The 21,067-nt window shown below is 37.4% G+C and carries 20 protein-coding genes; 8 read left to right on the forward strand and 12 right to left on the reverse strand.

The genetic code is table 11. The features are described from left to right. Window positions 1-5 precede the first annotated feature (5 nt). Both kdpB and kdpA read right to left on the reverse strand, forming a co-directional pair. On the reverse strand, window positions 6-2,069 hold the full coding sequence (gene kdpB / locus JIN86_RS02970) for a potassium-transporting ATPase subunit KdpB (RefSeq protein WP_202341234.1): 2,064 nt from the start codon (window positions 2,067-2,069) through the stop codon (window positions 6-8). Window positions 2,070-2,084: 15 nt separating this feature from the next. Continuing rightward, window positions 2,085-3,779, reverse strand: coding sequence for a potassium-transporting ATPase subunit KdpA (gene kdpA / locus JIN86_RS02975; RefSeq protein ID WP_202341235.1), 1,695 nt, complete (start codon window positions 3,777-3,779; stop codon window positions 2,085-2,087). A gap of 373 nt (window positions 3,780-4,152) precedes the next feature. Here kdpA and JIN86_RS02980 point away from each other — a divergent pair, with 373 nt between their 5' ends. From JIN86_RS02980 to JIN86_RS02995, 4 genes are all read left to right on the forward strand, one after another. Next, the gene (locus JIN86_RS02980) at window positions 4,153-6,858 is read left to right on the forward strand and encodes a sensor histidine kinase (RefSeq protein ID WP_202341236.1); all 2,706 of its coding nucleotides are present in this window, start codon (window positions 4,153-4,155) and stop codon (window positions 6,856-6,858) included. Beyond that, window positions 6,851-7,558 carry a response regulator transcription factor gene (locus JIN86_RS02985; RefSeq protein WP_202341237.1) on the forward strand — a complete coding sequence of 236 codons (708 nt, stop codon included), beginning with the start codon at window positions 6,851-6,853 and terminating at the stop codon, window positions 7,556-7,558. The genes JIN86_RS02980 and JIN86_RS02985 overlap by 8 nt, the downstream gene beginning before the upstream one ends. Window positions 7,559-7,718: 160 nt before the next feature. Beyond that, the gene (gene vrrA, locus JIN86_RS02990; protein ID WP_202341238.1) at window positions 7,719-8,213 is read left to right on the forward strand and encodes a VrrA/YqfQ family protein; all 495 of its coding nucleotides are present in this window, start codon (window positions 7,719-7,721) and stop codon (window positions 8,211-8,213) included. A gap of 76 nt (window positions 8,214-8,289) precedes the next feature. Continuing rightward, window positions 8,290-9,258 (forward strand): 4-hydroxy-3-methylbut-2-enyl diphosphate reductase, encoded by a 969-nt coding sequence (locus tag JIN86_RS02995; protein WP_004227216.1) that lies wholly within the window; start codon window positions 8,290-8,292, stop codon window positions 9,256-9,258. Window positions 9,259-9,304: 46 nt separating this feature from the next. Here the strand turns inward: JIN86_RS02995 and JIN86_RS03000 are convergent, their stop codons facing one another. Both JIN86_RS03000 and JIN86_RS03005 read right to left on the reverse strand, forming a co-directional pair. After that, entirely contained in the window at window positions 9,305-10,006 is a 702-nt protein-coding gene (locus JIN86_RS03000; RefSeq protein ID WP_004227213.1) for a response regulator, read from the reverse strand. An 18-nt stretch (window positions 10,007-10,024) separates the two neighbouring features. Continuing rightward, the gene (locus JIN86_RS03005) at window positions 10,025-11,605 is read right to left on the reverse strand and encodes an ATP-binding protein (RefSeq protein WP_039884643.1); all 1,581 of its coding nucleotides are present in this window, start codon (window positions 11,603-11,605) and stop codon (window positions 10,025-10,027) included. A gap of 111 nt (window positions 11,606-11,716) precedes the next feature. On the opposite strand from JIN86_RS03005, the gene JIN86_RS03010 reads away from it, so the two are divergent. The 3 genes from JIN86_RS03010 to JIN86_RS03020 all read left to right on the forward strand — a co-directional run bounded on the left by JIN86_RS03010 (window position 11,717) and on the right by JIN86_RS03020 (window position 14,981). Further along, complete coding sequence (locus JIN86_RS03010; protein WP_004227208.1) at window positions 11,717-12,766, forward strand: TRAP transporter substrate-binding protein; 1,050 nt, start codon at window positions 11,717-11,719, stop codon at window positions 12,764-12,766. 264 nt (window positions 12,767-13,030) lie between these two features. Continuing rightward, complete coding sequence (locus tag JIN86_RS03015) at window positions 13,031-14,290, forward strand: dicarboxylate/amino acid:cation symporter (RefSeq protein WP_009370130.1); 1,260 nt, start codon at window positions 13,031-13,033, stop codon at window positions 14,288-14,290. Between the two features lie 154 nt (window positions 14,291-14,444). Then, window positions 14,445-14,981: a tubby C-terminal domain-like protein gene (locus tag JIN86_RS03020; RefSeq protein WP_202341239.1), complete on the forward strand. Its 537-nt coding sequence runs from the start codon at window positions 14,445-14,447 to the stop codon at window positions 14,979-14,981. A gap of 72 nt (window positions 14,982-15,053) precedes the next feature. Here JIN86_RS03020 and JIN86_RS03025 read toward each other — a convergent pair whose 3' ends face one another. Beyond that, window positions 15,054-15,680 (reverse strand): hypothetical protein, encoded by a 627-nt coding sequence (locus JIN86_RS03025; protein WP_202341240.1) that lies wholly within the window; start codon window positions 15,678-15,680, stop codon window positions 15,054-15,056. 262 nt (window positions 15,681-15,942) lie between these two features. Between JIN86_RS03025 and JIN86_RS03030 the strand changes: the two genes are divergently transcribed. Then, window positions 15,943-16,125, forward strand: coding sequence for a hypothetical protein (locus tag JIN86_RS03030; protein ID WP_202341241.1), 183 nt, complete (start codon window positions 15,943-15,945; stop codon window positions 16,123-16,125). 59 nt (window positions 16,126-16,184) lie between these two features. On the opposite strand, the gene JIN86_RS03035 is transcribed toward JIN86_RS03030, so the two are convergent. The 7 genes from JIN86_RS03035 to JIN86_RS03065 form a co-directional block, all read right to left on the reverse strand. After that, window positions 16,185-16,724, reverse strand: a complete 540-nt coding sequence (locus tag JIN86_RS03035; protein ID WP_009370126.1) for an NADPH-dependent FMN reductase — start codon at window positions 16,722-16,724, stop codon at window positions 16,185-16,187. Between the two features lie 214 nt (window positions 16,725-16,938). Continuing rightward, window positions 16,939-17,187 carry a DUF2164 domain-containing protein gene (locus tag JIN86_RS03040; protein ID WP_009370125.1) on the reverse strand — a complete coding sequence of 83 codons (249 nt, stop codon included), beginning with the start codon at window positions 17,185-17,187 and terminating at the stop codon, window positions 16,939-16,941. Between the two features lie 113 nt (window positions 17,188-17,300). Continuing rightward, window positions 17,301-17,525 carry a hypothetical protein gene (locus tag JIN86_RS03045; RefSeq protein ID WP_009370123.1) on the reverse strand — a complete coding sequence of 75 codons (225 nt, stop codon included), beginning with the start codon at window positions 17,523-17,525 and terminating at the stop codon, window positions 17,301-17,303. Window positions 17,526-17,539: 14 nt separating this feature from the next. Then, complete coding sequence (locus JIN86_RS03050) at window positions 17,540-18,661, reverse strand: Nif3-like dinuclear metal center hexameric protein (RefSeq protein WP_202341242.1); 1,122 nt, start codon at window positions 18,659-18,661, stop codon at window positions 17,540-17,542. A 1-nt stretch (window position 18,662) separates the two neighbouring features. Further along, a complete protein-coding gene (locus JIN86_RS03055; protein WP_202341243.1) occupies window positions 18,663-19,355 on the reverse strand; it encodes a tRNA (adenine(22)-N(1))-methyltransferase in 693 nt (230 codons plus the stop codon). Between the two features lie 164 nt (window positions 19,356-19,519). Then, window positions 19,520-19,885: a c-type cytochrome gene (locus JIN86_RS03060; RefSeq protein ID WP_004227169.1), complete on the reverse strand. Its 366-nt coding sequence runs from the start codon at window positions 19,883-19,885 to the stop codon at window positions 19,520-19,522. Window positions 19,886-20,346: 461 nt separating this feature from the next. After that, entirely contained in the window at window positions 20,347-20,913 is a 567-nt protein-coding gene (locus JIN86_RS03065) for a hypothetical protein (RefSeq protein ID WP_004227167.1), read from the reverse strand. Window positions 20,914-21,067 lie beyond the last annotated feature (154 nt).

Below are 21,067 nucleotides of genomic sequence, written 5' to 3' on the forward strand. Positions count from 1 at the left end.
TCCTCCTATAGCCCAAAACTACGGCATAGTGGACCAACTAGTATGTCAATTAACTTAATCCCAATAAAAGGGGCTATAATACCACCTATACCATAGACGAATAAATTTTTATTCAAAAGTTTTGTAGCACTCATTGGTTTATACGTTACACCCTTTATTGCAATTGGAATTAACAAAGGAATAATGATTGCATTAAAAATTAAGGCAGAAATAATCGCACTTGTTGAAGAATTAAGTTTCATTATGTTTAATGCGCTCATCTCAGGCACAGCCACCATCAACATAGCAGGTATGATGGCAAAATATTTTGCTATATCGTTAGCGATACTAAATGTTGTTAAAGCGCCACGAGTCATCAGAAGCTGCTTCCCTATCTCTACAATTTCAATAATTTTAGTTGGGTTTGAATCTAAATCAACCATGTTAGCTGCTTCTTTTGCTGCATTTGTACCTGAATTCATTGCAAGCCCGACATTGGCCTGCGCTAACGCTGGTGCATCATTTGTACCATCACCAGTCATTGCTACTACCTTCCCTTGTGCCTGTTCATCCTTAATGACTTGAATCTTATCCTCAGGTTTGCTTTCTGCGATAAAGCTATCTACCCCAGCTTCCTTTGCAATGGCTGCTGCAGTAAGTGGATTATCTCCTGTACACATAATGGTTTTAATCCCCATTTCACGAAGCTGTTCAAAACGTTCCTTTAGTCCAGACTTGACAATATCCTTTAGATAAATTACGCCTAAAATCTTATCATTTAGTGATACGACCAGAGGCGTCCCCCCTACTGTAGATACTTGTTGAACCAGCAACTCTAAATTTGAAGGAATACTGTACCCTGCCTTCAAACTCTCTCTTTTTATCGTATCATAGGCACCTTTTCGAATTTTTGTGCCATCCGCCCTATCCAAGCCACTCATTCGTGTTTGTGCAGTAAAGGGAATATGTTTACTTGTCTGGATAATGCTTTTTTCACCGTCCGTATTCACCCCTAATTCGCAAGCAAGCGATAAGATCGATTTTCCCTCAGGTGTATCATCTGTTAGAGAACTAAGCCATGCAGCTTGCATTAACTCTTCCCTGACAACTCCTTTTACTGGTAGAAACTCAGCTGCCATTCGATTTCCATATGTTATCGTGCCAGTCTTATCTAAGATTAATGTATCCACATCTCCACAGGCTTCCACCGCTCTCCCAGACATTGCGATGACGTTAAATTGGGTTACCCTATCCATTCCAGCAATACCAATTGCGGATAATAATCCACCAATCGTTGTAGGAATTAAACAAACTGTAAGTGCTATTAATGTTGCGATAGAAATTGGCACATTCAAATAAATAGTCATTGGATAGAGGGACACTACCACTAACAGAAAGATAATTGTTAAACTTACTAGAAGTGTATTAAGGGCTATTTCATTTGGTGTTTTCTTACGGCTAGCCCCTTCAATTAGCGTAATCATTTTATCCAGAAATGATTCACCAGGCAATGAAGTAATTTCAATCATCAACCAATCACTCGTAACCGTTGTACCACCCGTAACGGATGAAAAATCTCCACCTCGTTCTTTTACAACAGGGGCAGATTCACCTGTTATTGCTGATTCATCCACAGTTGCAATGCCATCAATGACTTCTCCATCATTTGGAATTACCTCTCCAGCTTGAACTAATACAATATCTCCTTTTTTTAGGTCATGGGCCTGTTTAAGGATTTCCGTACCATCATGAAGCAAAACACGAGCCTGTGTCACTGTCTTTGTTTTTTTTAAAGTTTGAACTTGTGCTTTACCTCTTCCTTCTGCAATTGACTCTGCAAAATTAGCAAATAGAATTGTAACAAAAAGTAGGCTAGCAACTATGCCATTGTATAATCGAGCGTGTTCTTCTACTACACTCCCAAACATATTTGGAAAAAGAACTAATAGCAGCACAAACAAAAATCCTACTTCTACAACAAACATAACAGGATTTTTTAGCATATAAGTGGGACTAAACTTCTTTAAAGCGTCTATCATTGCATTTTTCAGCATCTTACTTGTCAAAAAACTCTTTCTTACTGTTTCCATATGCTCTCTCCTCAATTAAGAATAAAGTTGTAAATGCTCTGTAATTGGACCAAGTGCTAAAGCTGGTAAAAATGTTAGCGCACCAATCATTAAAACGATAGCCACTAGTAAAAAAGTAAAAGTAGTATTATCCGTTTTTAATGTTCCTATTGAATCACTGTGCCAAAATTTTTTGGCAAGTAGAGACGCAATCGCCAGTTGAATGATAATGGTTAAATATCGTCCAAAGAACATGGCAAGTCCTGTTGTCACGTTCCAAAATGTGGAATTATCTGCTAACCCTTCGAACCCTGAGCCGTTGTTGGCAGAGGCTGAGGCAAATTCATATAAAACCTGTGATAATCCGTGAGCACCTGGATTCGTAATTCCTGCTATTCCTGACGGTGCTACAACTGCTAGTGCTGAAAATAGCAAAATAATAGCCGGATGAATCAAAATGCATAGAGCAATTAGCTTCATTTCTTTCTCTTCAATCTTTTTACCTAAAAACTGAGGAGATCGCCCAATCATTAAACAGGCAATAAAAATTGTTAGTAGAACATACATCATCATGTTCATCAGGCCGACCCCTTTACCACCAAACACAACATTTAGCATCATATTAAACATCGGCACTAGACCACCAAGAGGCGTCAATGTATCGTGCATATTGTTAACAGATCCTGTTGTAAAAGCGGTAGTGACAGTGGTAAATAATGCTGATTGTACTACTCCAAAACGCATTTCTTTCCCTTCCATGCTCCCTAGCTCCTGTGTTATACCGAGTTCACTTATCATTGGATTACCAGCCTTCTCTGCTATGTACACAGTCACTAATCCGAGTAGAAACAATATACTCATTGCCCCAAAAATAGCTAAACCTTGTTTTCCAAAAATAGTTTTCTTTTTTCTATAAGCGATCATCAAACTAAAGGCAACTACACAAGCGCCCGGCAATAGCATCATCGATAACATCTCCACTATATTTGAGAGAACGGTTGGATTTTCAAAAGGTGTTGTTGAATTGGCTCCGTTAAAGCCCCCACCATTCGTACCTACATGCTTAATTGATTCTAGAGAAGCGACAGGTCCAAGTGCAATATCTTGTAATTTTCCTTCGATCGTTTGTACTGTTTTATTTGCACTTAAGGTTTGTGGTGTCCCTTGAGATACTAAAATAATGGCAACAACGATGGAGATGGGCATTAAAATACGCGTAATAACACGAACAAAATCAATAAAGAAATTCCCAATAGTATCTGTTTTTGCAACAAGACGACGACAGAATGCCATACAAGCTGCATAACCCGTAGCTGCAGATGTAAACATCATGAAGATAATGACTAGCATCTGTGATAAATAGCTGAGTCCAGATTCACCACTATAATGTTGAAGGTTTGTATTCGTCATAAAAGAAATGATCGTGTTAAATGAAAGTGTAGCTTCCATACTGCTAATATTATTTGGATTTAAAAACAGTAAAGCTTGAATGCGCAACAAAATATATCCAATAAAAACCATAAATGCATTTGAAAGTATTAATGAAAGTACATATTCTTTACCATTCATATCTACTTGTTTAATGCCACACAATTTATAAATGACTGCGTCAACTTTGTCTAAAATAGGATCAAGCCATGTTTTTTGGTGTAATGTTACCCGATATAGATAATGCCCAGTTAAGATAACGAGCGGTAAATAAATAATTAATACGATGGCTATTTGCCACATAGTGCATTACCTCCTAGCAGCCTTTAATAATTTTCAGGACAAAGTAATGCATGCCCTAGATAACCAAACAAGAATACAAGTACAATCCCGATAAAAATCCACATTTCTATTTCCTCCTTATTGCTCATCCACTAGTTTGAAGCACCATGTGGTTAATGACAAAAGACTTCCAAAGCTTATCAGTAGCAATACAACCATATAAAAGTCCATCAATATAATACCCCTCCTTCATTTAGGTTGTTTTCATCATACTCACTTTCAAATTAATGTAGTGTTAGGAAATCTACTTTTCTATTAAGAAAGCATAAAGAGGCAAAATCTTTATACTTTCTTAATGGGAGTTAACGCTATAATACAAATGAGGTGAACGAGGATGGAAAATACACGTCCAACTCCTGAGATGTTTTTAGCAAGACTTCAACAGGAGCAACAATTTGTAGGGAATTTAAAAATCTTTCTCGGTTATGCTGCTGGAGTAGGTAAAACGTACGCAATGTTAGATGCAGCCCATCAAGCTCAAAAATTAGGTAAAGATGTGGTGGTTGGCTATGTAGAACCACATCCTCGTCCAGATACGTTAGCTTTACTAGAAGGGCTTGAGCAAATTCCTACGAAAAAAATAACCTATAGAGAAAAAGTGTTTTATGAATTAGATATTGATGCCGTATTGCAGCGCAAGCCAGAAATTGTTCTTATCGATGAATTGGCACATTCCAATGTTCCAACAATGCGGCACAAGAAGCGTTTTGGAGATGTTGAAGAACTACTTTCAAAGGGGATTCACGTTTATACAACTGTAAATATTCAACATATTGAAAGCCTTCATGACTTAGTAGAAGAAATTACTGATATTAAAGTACGAGAGCGTATCCCTGATTACTTAATTGATCAAGCATCTCAAATAAAAGTCGTAGACATTGAACCAGATGAGCTAATACAACGCCTACAAGAAGGTAAAGTTTATGCAAAGCAACAAGCGGAAAAAGCACTGCATTCTTTTTTCCGCAAACAGAATTTAGTGTCATTACGAGAAATCGCATTACGTAGAGCAGCGGATACAATTAACTATAAACAACTAAACAACCATGAATCTGTCAAACACCCTGTACAAATTGAAGAACACCTACTAGTTGGTATCAGTAGCTCTCCTACAAATGCAAAAGTTATTAGAACCACTGCAAGACTTGCACAAGCATTACACGGTAAATTTACTGCTCTTTATGTGCAAAACCTGCAGGAGAATGAAGGAAATAGTGCAAATTCTGAACGATTACAACAACACATTAAACTTGTGGAACAGCTTGGCGGCCATGTCGTCATTGTTCAAGAAGACGACGTAGCAGCAGCCCTTGCTAATTATGCTCAAATTAGTGGGGTCACCAAACTTGTTATCGGACGAACCAGTATGAGGAAAAAATGGTGGCGACCTAGCACAAAAATAAGTGACCGCCTGAATGAATTTGTTCCGAACTTAGCTCTACACATCGTACCAGATCAAGAAAATGAACCATTTTATTTTCCTAGTATAAGCAATAAATTATCATTTGAATGGCTTGATTTGTTCAAAATGTTTATCGTATTTTGCTTCATATCAGTTGTCGGCTTATATCTATATACAATTGGTATAAGCGAGTCAAACATCATTACAATTTACATTTTAGGGGTCCTCATCCTTGCTATTTGGTCAACAGGGTCGATGATGAGTATTATTAACTCCATGATTGCTGTCTTACTTTTTAATTACTTTTTTACAGAGCCTCGATTTTCATTTGATGCTTATCATCGTGACTATCCAATGACATTTTTTATCATGTTTATCTCTGGCGTAATTACGAGTAGCTTAACAAAGAAGATAAAGGAGCAAACCATAATAGCCATTCGTAAATCTTATCGAATGGAGGTACTCCTTGAAACAAATCGTAGGCTTCAACATGCTAAGTCTATGGAAGAAATAATAGTTGAAGGCATGTCTCAAATTGTTAAATTAGTAGAAAAGCCTGTACAATTTTTCGAAATCAATAACCAGGTAATTGAGAAATCCTCTTTCTTTCGTACTGAAACAATGTCTAGTAGTGAAAATCAAAAAATAGCTGTACTTTTCGATAATCCAAATGAATGTGGTGTTGTTAGTTGGGTGACAAATAATAGGCATGTAGCAGGTGTATCCACAGACATATTTCCTGAAGTGAACGCTTATTATATACCTGTAATCTCTAATGGAGATGTGAAGGGTGTTATAGGTATTGCCCTATCTAAAGTCTCCCCATTGCCTGCATTTGAGCGCAATATTTTGCACGCCATTATTAATGATTTTTCATTCGCCTTGGATAAATGGTATTTACAGAAACTTAATGAGGAAGTAGCGCGAGAAGCTGAAATGGAACAGATGCGAGCTAACCTTTTACGTGCAATCTCTCATGACCTTAGGACACCACTCACTGCTATCTCTGGAAATGCAGATATATTACTCAACAATGCACCACGAATACCAGAGATTGAAAAAAATAAATTATATGAAGATATTTATAAAAATTCAAAATGGCTTGTACAAATGGTTGAAAATTTACTAGCTGTATCTAAGTTAGAGGATGGGCAATTTGCGTTAGAAATGCAAATTGAACTAGTAGAAGATATTATTCAAGAGGCACTTTCCCATGTTGTTCGTCACAACAATACACATAAAATATCTTATGAAATTAAACCTGAGTTTTTATTTGCTGTAATGGATGCTCGATTAATCATACAAGTTTTCATTAATATCATCGATAATGCATTGACTTACACCCCATCAGGCAGTGCCATTACTATTATAGTGAAAGAATCTGATGGGTTCGTAAGTTTTAGTATTTCTGATAATGGGCCTGGAATCGATGACGCTTTAAAAAGTAGCTTGTTTGAGCCATTTACAACTGGAAAAGTACAACGCAGCGATAGTAGACGAGGTCTTGGTTTAGGCTTGGCACTCTGTCAAACAATTTTAAAATTACATGGTAGCAGCATAAACGTTTCAGATAATAAACCTCAAGGAACGATTTTTAACTTTTCACTGAAAAAAGGAGTAATGAAATTTGATGAGTAAACGAATTCTTGTAGTAGAGGACGATGTAGCAATTGCCAATTTAATTAAAATGACATTAGCGACAAACCATTATGAATACGACATTGCACGTGATGGTAGTAGTGCACTTCAAAAGGCTCTTACCATAAAACCTGACGTTTTTATTTTAGATTTAGGTCTACCAGACATAGATGGCGTAGAACTAATCACAAAAATTAGAAGTTGGAATCAAACACCAATTATCGTCGTAAGTGCTCGTGGAGAAGAACATGATAAAATTAATGCTTTGGATGCAGGTGCAGATGATTATGTAACAAAGCCATTTAGTGTGGAAGAATTATTAGCTAGAATTCGGGTTGCCTTAAGAAGAATGGCCTATGAACAACCACTTGAAAAAGAGAATCCCATTTTCACAAATGGTTATCTTCAAATTAATTATATTGATCATACAGTATTTGTAAATGGAAAAGAAATACATGTGACACCGATTGAATATAAACTTTTAATTGTTTTATCCAAAAATGTTGGGAAAGTTCTAACACATAATTATATTTTAAAGGAAATCTGGCAGAATGCTCTTCAATCAGATGTTCCAAGTTTACGAGTATTTATGGCTACACTTCGAAAAAAAATAGAAGTTAATCCAGCACAGCCCAAACTTATTCAGACACATGTACGGATAGGCTATCGAATGCTTCGCTATCATGAAGAGGATGAATAAATTTGGAACCTAAGGTCTAGTTGTATTTGGACTTCTACTTTACAAATTCCATATTACATTTGATTTTATTTAGCTTTATCGAACCCTCCTATTAGCCTTTGCATATCATAGCTATAGTCAGGTATGTCATCAATGAAAAACAAGTTGAAAGGAGATCATTATGGTATTTCGACCATCTTATCCATACCCAATGTATCCGGGTGGCATGAGAATGCCCATGCCCATGCAAACACCTCCACAGATGTCGCCACAGTCCTTTTTCCCGCCTGGAGGCTTCCCTGTTCAACCACGAATTCCAGGCGGCTTTCCAATGGCTAATGGAATAGGTTCATTTGGAGGGCAAATGCCGATGCCACCTGTGCAAGAAGCTTCGAAAGTCGGTTCATTTTTACAGCAAGCCAATAGTTTATTTAATACAGCCAAAACCTATACCCCTTATATCCAACAAGCTATGCCGATGGTGAAAAATATTCCATCACTCTTAAAATTGTATAAAGGATTCCAAGGACTTCCTTCCGCTGGCGGTGGAGCAACTGAAGCAGCAGGAAGCGATAGTAAGGCTGCTGGAAGTAGACGGTCATCTAGGCAAAGTGCATCATTTACGCCTCCCGAGCCACTTCCATCTAAACCACGTATTTTCCAACCACCAATGTAAATGAACGTTTCTTTGTATTCACTGTCACTGTCCGTTATAATGTAGATAGGTAAGCTTGAAAGGAGTCACAACCACCATGCAAGTATTAAAAATTAATCCACGTGGCTATTGCTACGGTGTTGTGGATGCGATGGTGATCGCTCGTAACGCCGCACTTGATAAAACATTACCAAGACCTATCTACATCTTAGGGATGATTGTGCATAATAAACACGTCACAGATGCGTTTGAAGAGGATGGTATCATCACGTTAGATGGTGATAACCGCCTAGAAATTATTGAACAAGTTGAAACAGGTACTGTCATTTTTACAGCACATGGTGTTTCACCGGAAATTCGTGAGATTGCGAAGCGAAAAGGCTTAGTGTCCATTGATGCTACATGTCCTGATGTAACAGTTACCCACGATTTAATTCGTGAAAAATCAGCAGAAGGCTATGACATTATTTATATTGGTAAAAAAGGACATCCCGAACCAGAGGGTGCTATTGGCGTTGCCCCGGATCATGTCCACTTAGTTCAGTCTTCTAACGATATTGATGCTTTACAATTAACGAATGATAAATTACTTGTCACAAATCAAACGACAATGAGCCAATGGGATGTCGCCCATTTAATGGATAGTTTAAAAGAAAAATTCCCACATATTGAGGTACACAAAGAGATCTGTTTAGCTACACAAGTCCGTCAAGAGGCTGTTGCTCAGCAAGCAGGTGAAGCAGATTTACTTATTGTTGTTGGTGATCCTAAATCCAATAACTCGAACCGCTTAACACAAGTTTCTGTAGAAATTGCAGGAACACCATCCTATCGCATTGCAGATGTTTCAGAGCTAAAAGTAGAATGGTTAAAAGGTATCAACATCGTTGCTGTAACAGCAGGTGCTTCTACGCCAACGCCAATTGTAAAAGAGGTTATTAACTTCCTTGATCAATTTGATGAAAATGATCCATCTACACACGAGATTAAGCGTACAGTGACACTAGATAAAATTCTGCCAAAGATTAAGACAGCAACACCTGTTGATAAAATCATGCCTTATTAATTACTCGCAAAAAATCCTGATTGCATAATGACAATCAGGATTTTCTTTATTTACTAAAGTAATAGTTTATAGGACGCCCAATGCCACCATAATGGACATCCATTGTAATTTCCTCTTGTTTTTCAAGATAATCTAAATATCTTCTAGCTGTTACGCGGGCAATGCCAATTCCACTGGCTACTTCTTCTGCTGAAGCACCATCCACCGATTGTAAAAAGTGCACAACCTTTTCAAGTGTTGTACGATTAAAACCTTTTGGGAGATTTTTCTCGGATTTCAATGTAACAGATTGATCCAATATGGTTTGTCCATCACGATAATGAAATAACTGATCTAATTCTCCCTGTGTGAGCTCACGTTCTGTTTGAGTTTGCTTGTTAAAGCGTAAATAATTGTCAAGTGTCCCTTTAACACGTTCAAAAGAAAAGGGCTTCATAATATAATCAAAAACACCTAGATGTAGTATCTGTTTCACTGTCTCCATATCATTTGCAGCCGTCACGGTAATAACATCTACTGGTAGATCGAGCTCACGTATTTTGCGTAAGCTTGTAATACCATCTTGCTCTGGCATAAAAATATCCATAAAAACTAAATCAGGCTTCAGAAGACAAATTTGCGTAATACCTTCTAATCCATTAGGTGCCTGTCCAACCACTTGAAAATGCTCTACCTTTTCAATAAATTGACGATTTACCTCTCGTACCATTGGGTCATCCTCAATTAATAATACTCTGATCTGTGCCACTGCTAGCCCTCCATCCCATTAAGAATAATAAAAGGTGATTAAAAAACTTGTTCCTTTGTTAGGCTCAGTGATGACTTCGATGTCACCCTGTCCTTTTTCGACGATTTCCTTTATTAAAAATAACCCTATTCCACGGTAGTTTTTCTCTTTTGTAGAATAACCATTATCAAAAATGTGCTGCTTGACCTCTTCCGTCATGCCAACACCATTATCAGTTACTAATATAGCTAATACGTCATCATCTTCATCCACAGAAACATGAATCACCTTCTCCTCGACCTGTACATCCTTTAATGCATCAAATGCATTTTCTATCAAATTACCAAAGAGAATGACGAAATCATGATGATCCAAATTAGCTGGAAATGATGTTAATCGGCTTTCACGGTCAATTTCCAATCGAATTCCTTGTTCCTTCGCGTAGGAAATTTTACTGAGCAATAGCCCAGAAATATTTTCATTTTTTATTCGTTCGTTTAAAAAATTAGTGATTTCATCATGCTCTTCCTTCACTTGTGTTAAGTAAGAAAGTGCCTGTTCATGATGACCTAGCTGTAAAAGACCGGCTATCGTATGCAGTTTATTTTTATGTTCATGTGTTTGTACACGAAGGGCTTGGACAAATGCTCTAACGCCTGTTAATTCTTCTGCAAGCTTTTTCACTTCCGTACGGTCTTTAAACATGGCTACTGCCCCAACAGTTTCGCCATTAACCTGTATCGGAATTCGATTACTCATAATACTATGATTATTAATATACAGCTCACGATTAAATAACGGCTGATCCAGCTCTAAAATTTCAGGAAGTCGTGTATCTGGCAAGACATGAAAGATTTTCTGTCCTATCAATGTAGAGGGTTTTTCATAAACGCCTAAGATATCACAGGCTTTTTCATTAAAAATCGTAATGGTCAAATCATTATCGATAGCAATGATGCCTTCGTGCATGGCATTAAACGTTTCTGTACGTTCTACATACATTTTGGCAATTTCATGCGGCTCTAACCCAAACATTTGTTTTTTCATATGAAGCCCCAATGTTCGTGCTCCCCATGCACTAAATAGTAACGATAATAAAACAGTAATCATTAGTTCGGTTTGCATTGTTTGCAGTAACTCCACTACCGTAAGAACACTGTAACCTACTACCGTAACTCCTATTTGGTGTCCTTCACGATTCATAATCGGAACAAACGCACGAACCATATTACCATGTTCCCCACGTGCAATCGACGTATAGTAGTGCTCTGAAAAAGCAGCGTTTAAATCGCCAGATTGTGATATTCGACCAAGTTCCTGGCTATTAGGATGAGAATATTTTCGTCGTTGCATATCAAGAACAACAATATATTTTGCCCCATTGATATCACGGATTTCTTCTACAACAGGATTAATATGCTGTACGGCATCATAGTAATTTTCACTAGCAATATATGTTTTTATTTCAGGAAGCTGTGAGACGGTTTTTGCTACAAGGAGTGCTTGATCACTTAGTTTAGTCTTTTGCTCATTCATGACAAAACCTAACAAAAAAGTACCGCCAATGCTAAAGGAAAGCATGAGAATAAAAAAAGTCAGAGACATAATTTTTCTTTGCATGGATAACTTCTGAAATTTCAACTGACCGCCTCCCTTCTACTATATTTTAGCTTACTCCATATGTTAGAATAACAAAAACATCAGAAAATACGAATTAATTGGGTGTATACAATGAAAAAATTTATTATTGGAACGATTATAACTGTGCTTGTGTTAATCCTCACTATCAGTGTTCAACAAGGATTACTATTCGCCAAGCCACTTCCCTATGATGATGAGCAAAAGGGTTTAGACACGCAGATAACCATTCATTTAAGTCATGTCGTCGCTGAAAATACCCCTAAAGGTCAAGCTGCCAACAAATTTGCTGAGCTAGTAGAAGAAAAAACAAACGGGAAGGTCAAAGTACATGTCTACTCCAACTCCTCTTTATTTAATGATGAAAATGAATTTGAGGCATTGCAAAAGGGAGAAGTGGAAATGATCATCCCTACTTTTTCTAAAATGACAGCTTATGTACCTAATTGGCAGGTGCTTGATTTACCCTTTCTATTTAATACAAATGAACAAGTAAAGGAAGTCCTAACGGGTTCTATTGGTGAACAATTGGTCAATGAGCTAGAGCCGTTCCATATTAAAGGGCTTGGCTTTTGGTACAATGGGTTTAAGCATCTAACCTCTGTTGAGCAGCCTATACATACATTTGAAGATTTACAGGGCTTACGAGTACGTACGATGCCAAGTAAAACATTAGAAAAGCAATTTGAAGTGGTCAATGCAACACCTGTACCTATTTCTTTTAGTGAGGTCTTTTCGGATTTAGAAAAGCATGCCATTGATGCACAAGAAAATACCGCTTCTAATATCTATTCAAAGGGTTTTTATAAAGTACAAAAGCATATGACTATCACCCAGCATGGGATTTTAGGCTATGCTGTATTAATGAATGAAACCTTTTGGAATTCACTACCTATCAAAATTCAGCATCAGCTGTTGGATGCTATGAAAGAAACAACCGATTGGCAATTTGAGCAGGCTGAACTTATGAATGAACAAGATATGGACAAGCTGAAACAGCTAGATGATTTTGATGTATATACAATGAGTCCTCAAGAAAGACAGCGCTTTAAGGAACAACTTGTACCTGTTTATGATTTTTATAGAGGTCATATTCAAAACGATCATGTCTTAGCAGAGATTGAAAAAATCGTTGCTCCCTAATACTTTTGTTCATTAATGAAAAAATCCTTACAAAACGTAAGGATTTTTTCTTTTGTATTATAATAGATTCCAAAATCTCATAACTACTATAAAACAGCTTCAAACCCTTGACATTACTAGCTTTAATCCCCCCTTCTCTCAGAATGAACAAAATGAACAATACAACCATTACGGTCATAAACACTATTGTCGGAAAATTTCAGCTATGATAATCACATGAAAGCGTTCACACAATATTCATAGATGTTGTAGGGGGAGAACTATATGCGGATAAATTTTAAAAACTTAACAGTACAAGTATTGATCGCCATTGTCCTAGGGATTATCGTCGGAGCAACATTCCCAGAATTCGGGGCAAAGCTCAAAATATTGGCGGATATATTTATTAAACTTATTAAAATGTTAATAGCACCAATTATCTTCTTAACAGTCGTAATCGGCATTGGTAGCATGGGGGATGTCAAAAAGGTTGGTAAAATTGGTGGAAAAGCTTTAATTTATTTTGAAATTGTATCAACTTTTGCCCTTGCAATTGGCTTAATCGTTGTCAATATTGTTCAACCAGGTAAAGGTTTTAATACAGATGCAGCAAGCGGCGCTGATGTTTCACAATATACCGAAGCGGCGTCTGCAGAACATGGTTTAGGTGCATTTATTATGCAAATTATTCCTGAAAATGTAGTTGGTGCTTTAGCAAATGGTGAATTATTACCAGTCTTGTTCTCAGCTGTTTTATTTGGACTAGCTGCTGCGGCGATTGGAGAACCAGCTAAACCTGTTATTAAATTTTTCGAGCAAGTAGCAGATATTTTCTTTAAAATCGTTAACATGGTGATGAAAATTTCACCCATTGGTGCGTTTGGTGCCATGAGTTATACAATCGGAAATTTTGGACTTAAATCATTAGGAAACTTAGGATTTTTAATGCTATCTGTTTACATTACAATGTTCATTTTTATTGTTGTGATTATTGGATTGATTACCCATTATTTTGGCTTTAGTATTTTTAAATTTATCAAGTACATTAAAGATGAAATCTTTATCGTTATCGGAACATCTTCATCTGAATCTGCATTACCTTCCATGATGCGTAAGCTTGAAAACTATGGTTGTTCAAAGCAAGTGGTAGGGCTAGTGATTCCTACAGGCTATTCATTTAACTTAGATGGAACATCCATTTACTTATCAATGGCTGCGATCTTTATTGCGCAAGCCTATGGTGTGGATTTAGATGTTTGGCATCAAATTACGTTATTAGCCATCTTAATGCTTACTTCTAAAGGGGCAGCTGGTGTAACAGGCTCTGGCTTTATTACACTTGCAGCAACATTAGCAGCATTCCCGATGATCCCAGTAGAGGGGATTGCCCTTTTAATCGGCGTAGATCGCTTCATGTCAGAAGCACGTGCTGTTACAAATCTAATTGGTAATGGTGTCGCAACAGTGGTCGTGTCAAAAATGGAAAAAGAATTTGATACAGAGCAGGAAAAGCGAGCTCTGTCTGGTCATACCCAAATATCATAAAAAGAAAAGGGCTGCTGAAAGCGAAATAATTTGCTACTTCAGCAGCCTGTTCATTTATTTATAGAGAGGTATGTAAATAAAAAACACCGTAGAGCTAGTTTCTTGAAACCTCCTCGACTGCATACTCGTATCAATAATGACTGGAGGTCTCTTTATGACAACTTTTACACTTACCTATCCGAAGGGCTTTAAAAGCTTTACTGATATTCCAATCGTGAATGAACACAACGAAGCAGTATGTGTACTTCAAAAAATGGAACGTACCTCTGCTGGTAAAGTACTGAATGCTGTCTTGCTGGTAGCTGCACAGCAAACATTACCATTCCGTTATGAGACACGCACTACATTAGGTGTACCACTTTTTCAAGTACAATCTACCCTGCTAACAAAAGGAGTCAGCCATCAAATTGTTATGCCTGATGGTAGCTTGATACCCATTCAACGGAAAACAGTGCAATTATTAGAATCCTCTTATTCATTCAAAATGGACGATTTAGAATTTCGTTTTGAAAAGGATTTTACTTCTACGGCTTATTTATATTGCAATGACGAAAAGATTGCGAGTGCAAGCTCTATTGAAACTGAGCTAGTACAGATAGGCATACAGTTTAAGCTTTTCCAAACGGATGATATGCGCTTTGTTGCACTCCTAGCAACTCTTTATCAAGCTCTCTTTGCAACAACTACATAGCTGCTTAAATATGTCAAAGGCATCGAGCGTTAACATCTCGATGCCTTAATCCTATGTTATTTTTCTATACAGCTAATTTATTTTTTCTCGTTGGGCATTTAATATGTTAATAACATAGGAATCATTTTGTGATGCTTTTGCTTGTACAATCTTCTTGATGGCTTCTTCCATCCTTAACGCTAACTCAAGTGCCTCATGCGTAGCGCCCTTTATACTTGTTTGTATGGTAATAGTTGTTCGATTTTCAATGACTAAATATTCATATACGTCAAAAGCTTCTAAACCCGCAATTAAATCTTCCATCAAAAGGTTCATATCATCTCCCATTATCTTGTTTTTATCGAGCAAGGAGGTAAACTCCCATCTTTCAAAAACTATGGGATAGTCCTTTAAGGGAGACGTTTTTAAAGCATTTTTTGCTATGGATTCCATATCTTTTTTGATTGACTGGAAATAGTCTTCTTCGCCTACAACTTGGATTACTAATTCCTTTTCTGCCGTCGTTTTAACGTCAATGCCGACATACTTTTCAAGTAGCTTATCCTTCAATCGAGCTAGACTCAACTCTTCATTTGTTATAAGCGATTGAGCCTTTTTATTTTCTTCTGACCTTTTCTCTCCTGCAAATTTATCAAATAGGACCAACATAGATATAATGACTACCAACAGTCCGATGACAACCCCAAACCGTTTACCCATTGAATCCCTCCTGATAGGAAGGTATGTCCCCTTTTACTACAATATTCGCTTTCTAGCTTGAAACAGCACATACTTTTCATACTAAAATGTGAAGTGTCGAATACAGTATTTCCCCTATTCATAAGGGAAATTATATCGCTTATTTTTCCCTACATATTCCGGAACGCGAAATAAATTTGCTTTGTTTTGTCCTTTTGTGCCATGCTTCTAAAAAAGGAGTACACTTAAGAGGTAGTAATTCTATCATTATGGAGGGTTTTATATGGCATCAAAAGCAGCTGATATTAAAAATATACTGACATTAAATCTCCTTGTACAAATCTTAGAGGAACGTGGCATTATGACAGATAAAGAACTAAAAGAGCGCCTCACCAATACAGTAAAACTAGCTTCGATGGAGAATGATTTAAAGGAAAAAGTCCTTGAAGAAATCAAACATTCATGATTACCTCATCAAAAAACGACCGCTTTCTGAAAGCGGCCGTCTGAATCAAAGCTTTAAGTTTAGGATCGAATTGTTTTCAAAGCAGTTGACCATGGCACAAGCTGATCTAACATTTGATGAACAGAATCGGCTTGCACCTCTTTTGGTTTAAAGACAGAGCCGTTTTCAAAATCAGTAAATAATGATAATGCTGGATGCACTCGAACATCAGCAACTAGCAATTCTCCGAGAATTCCTCGTAGATGCTCTGCTGCACGCGCTCCTCCAACAGAACCATAAGAGACGATACCAGCAGCTTTATTGTTCCATTCCACTCGTAAATAATCTAGTGCATTTTTTAATGCACCTGTAATGGAGTGATTGTACTCCGCAACAATAAAGACAAAGCCGTCACAAGCTGCTACTTTTTCTGACCATGTAGCTACCCCAGAAGTATCTCCACCTGGTTCCCCTAAAAATGGTAATTTAAATTCAGCGATATCAATTATTTCATATTCCGCATCACGACGTTTTTCCGCAACTTCCTTTACCCAAGTTCCAACTTGTGGGCTTACACGACCTTCTCGCGTACTTCCTAAAATAATACCGATTTTTAACATATGACGCCTCCTCTTATCATCCATTCTTGTGACTCCATCACGGTTCTTCATACGTGTTCGCCACTCGTAACCATTTTGGTCAGGGAAATATCCCTTTATTCATCACCTGATAATTAGCTCTGAATAGTTAGAATTGAATTATCTCTAATTCAAGATTAAGGTACCATCAAGCTTTCTTACCTGTCAAATATTTAAACTAGAGGGATAAGGAGGATTATTTTATTTTAATGGGCTGCTCCAATGCCTCTAATTCCTCTTCAATAGAGGCGTATTGTCTTTCCACAACATACTTGGCATCAGACAAGGCAGCATTATAAATATAGGGGGCAATATGCTCCTTGATAAAATCTAACATACGTTCAGCTTCAAATTCACTAATGTCTTCATCACGCTCATTATAAAAAAACCGTTGGATATCAGCAAGAATCATTTCCTGTTGATCTTTAGATAAACGAATAAACAAGACAACTCTCTCCACTTCTGTTAATCAATTTTTTCTTCATCTTATCACTGTTCATAGATTCCTTGCATTCAAAAAGGCTGAAACACTAGTACTGCTAGCGTTCAGCCTCCATCTCATTGTTTACATTCAAATGAGTAGCTAGTGGATAAAAAGTTTTTCTCCTTTGCTACAATCGCTTGTCCACCATCATCTTCACATTGCTGTGTCATTGCATCGATTTTCTTATCATTGACCATATTTGTCATCACCGTCATACCAATACCAAAAACAACGATGAATAAACCAATCATGATCCATAGCTTGCCGGCTTTATTACCAGCTGGTCTTTTATTAGCCATATTTGTTCCCTCACTTATACAAATAAAAATGGTTCTGTATGGATCGTTGATTGGATGAATTCAACCAAGTATTTTTTATCCTCACATAGTTCAGCCATTTTTTTTGCTACTCCTGCAATCATTACCTTTTCTACATGATGCCCAGGATCTACTATTTGTAAATCAATGGCTTGTGCGTCCTGAGCTGTATGGAAGTACATATCGCCTGTTAAGAAAACATCAGCTCCTGCACGTTTTGCCGCATAGATATATTTATTACCATCTCCACCAACAAGCGCAACCTTGCTGACCTTCGATTGTAAATCACCCACTACCCGAACAGCTGGCACATCTAGTTGCTGTTTAACGAATTCAGCAAATTGTTGTAACGTCATTTCCTTTGTTAAGTAACCTACACGCCCTAATCCCATCACATTTGTTTGCTGCTCAAGACGTATCACATCATAGGCAGGCTCCTCATAAGGATGACTAGTAAGCATGGCCTTTAACACGCGGCCTTTCATGGATTCAGGAAAAACAACTTCTACCTTTACTTCTTCCTCCACATGTAATTCGCCAACAGAGCCAACGAACGGATTAGCTCCTGCTAATGCACGGAACCGACCTTCTCCAGTCGTTGTGTAACTACATGCTTCATAGTCGCCAATACGACCCGCCCCAGCTGTTGCAAGCGCCTCACGTAATGCTTGTGCATTAGCAGTTGGTATAAAGACTGCCAGCTTCAACAAATTCTCAGCATACGTTTCTTCTAATATTGAACGGTTTTTTAGCTGTAGGGCATCTGCTAATAAATCATTTACCCCACCTTCGGCTACATCTAAATTTGTATGAGCAGCATATACAGCAATATCGTGTTTAATCAGCTTTTCATATAAGCGCCCTGCTGGATGATCTGTGCGGATATTCGCTAGGCGTCTAAAGATTGGTGGATGATGTGCGATAATCAGCTCACAGCCTTTTTCTATTGCCTCATTTGCCACGGCTTCATTGACATCTAACGTCACCAACACTTTACTGACAGGTTTGTTGAGGGTCCCTATCGCTAGTCCAATTGGATCATTATCCATACAAGCTAGTTTTTTCGGTGACCATGCTTCGAACACTTGAATAACTTCTTGGCCATTTACCGTTTTCATCTTACAAAACTCCTTCTACTAAATGTATCAGAGCCGTTAACTCTGCACGTTTTTCTTCAATTTCAGGTGTTTGTTCTGCCTCTTCAATGGATTGTAGTGCACGTTGCCAATTGTCTTTTTCACGCAACCATTTTTTCGTAAATGCTGGTGATTTACGCAGGCTTAGCTTAGGTCCAAACAAAATCTCTGCTGTAGAGAGCTCCATTTGGCCTCTTTGTAACACAAGGATTTCATAGATTTTATCATCTTCCTCTAAAATCTCTTCATCAAGAATCGCCCATTGATGTGCTAAAGCCCACTCACGGATAACCTTGGCGTGAATATTTGGTTGTAGGATTAGACGTGTGACACCTTGAAGCTTTTCTGGATGCTTCTCTAGAATGGAAACAATTAATGGTCCACCCATGCCAGCTATTGTCACTGTATCCACATGGTCAGCTTCTTCGATCGCTGCTAAACCGTCTGCAAGGCGTACTGTAATTTTTTCTGTTAAGTTTTCCTTCTGTACTTGTCCTACCGCTGATTCATAAGGTCCTCTTACAACTTCACCTGCTATGGCATATGAGGCAGTCCCTTTGTGAATTAAATAACATGGTAGATAGGCATGGTCACTACCAATATCCGCCATGACTGCTCCTGTAGGAACAAATTTTGCTACTGCTTCTAATCGCTTTGAAAGTTTTTGTGCGTTCATTTTTATACCGCCTATCTTCAATAGAGTCCATTAATAGTATGGATGATGTCGTGAAAAAAAACAAATGGAGTTGTCTCACATTTCTATGTGGACAACCCCATCTTCATGATGCTTAAATCTAAAAAGTAGCTGTACTATTTCAGTACAGCTACTTGTCAGTTTTACTATTCTAAAGTAGAAATGTATTCAGCGATTGCTTTTGCTTCCTCTTCAGTTTTCATGTTTGGTTGCATTGGAGTACCTTCGATACCCTTTGTTAAAACTTCTACGATACGAGCTTCATCTAAGCCATGTAGGTTTGGACCCATACCACCAGTTAAATCACCACCGTGACAACCGATACAAGATTGTACTAATGCTGCTCCATCACCACCAGCATTTGCGTCTGTAGTTTCTGTAGTTTCGCCACCGCCCTCATGTTCAGCAGCAATTTCTTTCTTGTTATCTGCACCTTGTAAAGACATGAAGAAAATAAGACCAATACCAAATGCAAGAATTAAGATGTAAGGAACGACTGGATTGTTTTTCATAAGTTTCCCCTCCTCATTTTAAGTCTACTTCTATTATAATATAGAATCAGTCAACATCTAATATTGTACTTCATTAACAAAGAAACGAAAAGCCCTATTCGCTAAGTTTTCCTTTGTTTGTAACAAATTCGACATTTCTGTATCTATTGGATAAAATATGTCTTGCCAACATCCAAAATTGGTCAAATTTATCCTTTTATACAATTTCTTTTTCATTATATTTATGCTGTTATCATACCCTTTTCACTCATTCATATACCCAAAATTAAAAATCTGTACGTTTCTAATTAGCGTACAGATTTTGAATCTCCTGAGGTAAAAACTTTAACATAATACTTACCCTACTATAGATAAATTGTCACAAATTATGGTTTTATATAAACACTAAAGTTCAATTAAGATTCTAACCTGATTTAGTAGATGGAGCCCTTTGTACATCGATACAAATAACATTTGCTAAATCAAGATAAATTTATGATATAGTACCCCACTAGTGCTATTAATCCTAAAGCACCTGAGACTGTGAAATATAGAAGTTTCATTTTAATACCTGACAAAAGCCAAATGACACAATTTGCTGCAATCAAGCAAAATAAAACCGTATTATTTCCACTAAAATATGTAGTACAAATGCGGATCGACATACTAAATAACAGGATGGCCGCTAGTACATGAAAAATGGGAGCTAGTAGATGTTTTTTTCGAGCCATTTGCCACGCAGCAATAAATAAGATGCATGCGCCTACTCCCACGATTACTGTAAAAATCAATGTTAATGATTGCATTGTAAAATAAAGTGCCAAAACAGCCATTATGGCGATACATAGACCCACTACCAATAGGATCATTTTTCTTTTTTCTGATGGCAAGACCGCTTGTTTAGGATGTTGCACTGGTTCTAACTCCTCTATATCAGCCCCCTCCGTATAAAGAGCTGCTAAAAAGTCACAATAGTGCTCAGGTAAAAGTTTATTTTGCTTCCAAAACAAAATTTCATTAAGGATTATTTTTTTGCGAGGATTTGTCATAGTGTTAGCTCCAAACATTGCTTAATAATGGTTGTATTACAATTTTATCTCACACTATTTGAAAACACATCTGTATAAAGTCGCAAATCTAGCATTTCCCTCATTCTAATTATCTATGATTGCATAACATCGATAGGTGAATAGCAGGGCTAAT

Origin of the sequence: Lysinibacillus sp. HST-98, from assembly GCF_016757845.1 — a bacterium.
GTDB classification, from domain to species: Bacteria; Bacillota; Bacilli; order Bacillales_A; family Planococcaceae; genus Lysinibacillus; species Lysinibacillus capsici.